At 72.7% G+C, this 2,453-nt stretch carries 4 protein-coding genes; all 4 read right to left on the reverse strand.

What is annotated here, in order from left to right; translation table 11 throughout:
• Positions 1-1,103: LysM peptidoglycan-binding domain-containing protein (locus KME77_RS00205; RefSeq protein WP_372451106.1), on the reverse strand; the 1,103-nt coding region annotated here is incomplete at its 3' end.
• 75 nt (positions 1,104-1,178) lie between these two features.
• A complete protein-coding gene (locus KME77_RS00210) occupies positions 1,179-1,565 on the reverse strand; it encodes a pilus assembly protein TadG-related protein (RefSeq protein ID WP_219459878.1) in 387 nt (128 codons plus the stop codon).
• 17 nt (positions 1,566-1,582) lie between these two features.
• The gene (locus KME77_RS00215) at positions 1,583-1,954 is read right to left on the reverse strand and encodes a TadE/TadG family type IV pilus assembly protein (protein WP_219459880.1); all 372 of its coding nucleotides are present in this window, start codon (positions 1,952-1,954) and stop codon (positions 1,583-1,585) included.
• 41 nt (positions 1,955-1,995) lie between these two features.
• On the reverse strand, positions 1,996-2,418 hold the full coding sequence (locus KME77_RS00220; RefSeq protein ID WP_219459882.1) for a TadE/TadG family type IV pilus assembly protein: 423 nt from the start codon (positions 2,416-2,418) through the stop codon (positions 1,996-1,998).
• Positions 2,419-2,453 lie beyond the last annotated feature (35 nt).

Genomic DNA, 2,453 nt, shown 5'->3' on the forward strand with positions numbered 1-2,453 from the left:
CCCGGCGCGTCGGCGCCGAGCCGGAGCGCTACCTCGGCCTTGGCGGCGTCGTCGCGCGGCCGTACGAGGCGGCGGCCGAACATCCGCCGCCACAGCTGCTCGCGTCGGCGCCGCGCCAGGACGGCCAGTAAACCGGCCGCGGCCAGCGACGACGCGGCCAGGTAGTCGACGAGGTCGAGCGCCTCGCTCCGCGCCCCGGAGTCGGCCTGGACGTCCGGTCCCCGCCGCTCGTGGGCCGGCCCCTGCTTGACGGTGGAGTGCTGACGCACGTCGTCGGCGGCGACCCGGTGCCCGCGGTGCTCGCCCGCCGGGTGCTGCTCCAGCGTCTGCGCGCGCGCCTGGTTGACCGGGACGGTGTGCGTGTTGCGGGCGTCGTCCGGCATGTCGAGCACCCAGCCGGGCCTGATCAGGTCGGCCATGCGCAGGCGGGAGCCGTCGGGCTGCTCCTTGTGCTGGTTCAGGCGGTAGATCTCGGGATAGCGGCGGCCGTCGCCCAAGCACTTCTCGGCGATCTCCCACAGGCTCTCGTGGTGACGGCCGTGAGGGGGCTGGACCACGTACACCTTCTTGGTGCGCTGGACCTCGACGTGCTCGACGATGGGCGCGGTGTAGGCGACCGCCGCCATCTGCGACACCGTCGGCGCCGGCGTGGCGGCCATCTTCACGATGGGCACGACCATCGCGCCCGCGGTGAACAGCACGAGCACCGCCGAGACGAGCTTGTTGGCCAGCGCCTGGCTGCCGCCCGACAGCGGCACCCTGGCGGGCATGCCGACCCGGCGCACCCCCGCGTACACCTCGACGACCACGCACAGGAAGAACTGCAGCCAGGCCAGCCACACGAACAGCACCAGCACGGCGATGACGGTGCTCGGCCCGACCCGGCTGGTGAGCAGGTCGAGGTCGAGCAGCTCGGGCGAGAGCGGCGGCCCCACGGACATGAGCAGCCCGTACGGCACTCCGCCGACGAGCCCGACCAGCACCAGGAGCGCGCCGATGCCGCCCAGCACGTCGCCCGCGCTGCGCCTGGCCGGGATGCGCACGGGCGTCTGCCTGGCTCCGTGCGGCCGGCCCGCTGGACGCGCGGGCTCTCGGGTCGGCATCGCCACTCCCTTCTCCGTGTTCAGCGTGGTGCCTGGTGGTGCTCTGATCCATCGGGTGGACCGATTCGGTCTGGCTCACTGGGCCTGCGGGGCCGCCGTGGCCTCGGCCTTCATCTCGGTGCCCGGGAAGCCGATGGCCTGGAGGAAGAAGGCCTGCCACTTGACGTTCACCGAGACGGTGACGCTGTCCTGGGTGGAGGCGCACGCGTCGCTGGTCACGTCGGCGCTCTCCTGGGCGGCGATCACCTCGTCGGCCCTGGCGCAGACCTGGCCCTGGTCGAGCAGGCGGACCTCGCTGGTCTCGTGCAGGTGGTCGGAGTCGATCTGGTCGGCGCCCGCCCTGGCGGCCTGCTCGGCGACGTCCGCCGCGCGTAACCGGGCGTTGATCGCCGAACCGCCGTCCACCAGCAGCCCGGCCAGCAGGAACACCGCCACGGAGAACAGCACCGTGAACACGGACATGGAACCCCTGTCCGTCCTCATGGCTCCAATCTCCTGAACTGCTCGATCGGCACCACCGACGTGCCGGCCATCCGCTTGGTCGCGGAGAAGCCCAGGAAGCCGAGATCCATCTCGCACGTGACCTCGGCCTGCACCTCGCCGCCCGCCTCCCAGCGGGAGCCGGCCAGCGAGACGGCCGGGCTCTGGCAGCTCTCGCCGAGCGCGTCCTTGACCGTCCTGTCCGCCGCGTCCCCCGCCGCGCCGAACGAGCGCTGCACGGACGCCGCCCGCGCCGCGTCCCTGGCCGCGCCGTTGACCTCGCCCTGCGCCTCGACCAGCCGCCCCGCCCCCGCCAGGAACATCAGGAACAGCAGGAATACGGGCGCGAGCATGACCGTCTCGACGGCCATGGAGCCGCGATCCCGGCGGCGACGCCGACTGCGGTGCCGGCTCATTGGCAGTCATCTCCCCCGTTGTCCGGACGGAAGCACTCGACCGGGCCGCCCGAGGTGGCCGTGATCGTGAACGAGAGCTGCGGCAGCAGCGGGATGACCTGCACGGCGCTGCCCGTCACGGTGACGAAGCGCTCGTCCGGGTCCTTCTCGCTGGTCGTGGCCGTCGCATCCTGGAGCAGGCTCGGGCCGATCGCGCGCACGATGTCGGTGGCCTTGGCCTGCGCCGCGCTCTCCCAACCGGCCGAGTCGAACGGAGCGGTCCTGGCCACCCTGGCGCCCTCCCTGGCGGCCGCCTCGGCCACCTGGCGGCCGTGGAACCACAGCGCCACCTGCACGATGAGCAGGACGACCGCCAGCACGACCGGCATCAGCAGGGCCAGCTCGATCACCGTCGCGCCGCGATCGCGGCGCCGCTTCACGTGTTCCCGCTGGTCTGGCCGAAGCTGCCCTCGAT

This window comes from Nonomuraea rhizosphaerae, assembly GCF_019396405.1.
Taxonomy (GTDB): domain Bacteria; phylum Actinomycetota; class Actinomycetes; order Streptosporangiales; family Streptosporangiaceae; genus Nonomuraea; species Nonomuraea rhizosphaerae.

What these genes read in the sequence shown, in the direction of transcription:
- KME77_RS00210 (WP_219459878.1), bottom strand. Translation starts at nt 1,565, where the DNA reads ATGTCCGTGTTCACGGTGCTGTTCTCCGTGGCGGTGTTCCTGCTGGCC.
- KME77_RS00215 (WP_219459880.1), bottom strand. Translation starts at nt 1,954, where the DNA reads ATGGCCGTCGAGACGGTCATGCTCGCGCCCGTATTCCTGCTGTTCCTG.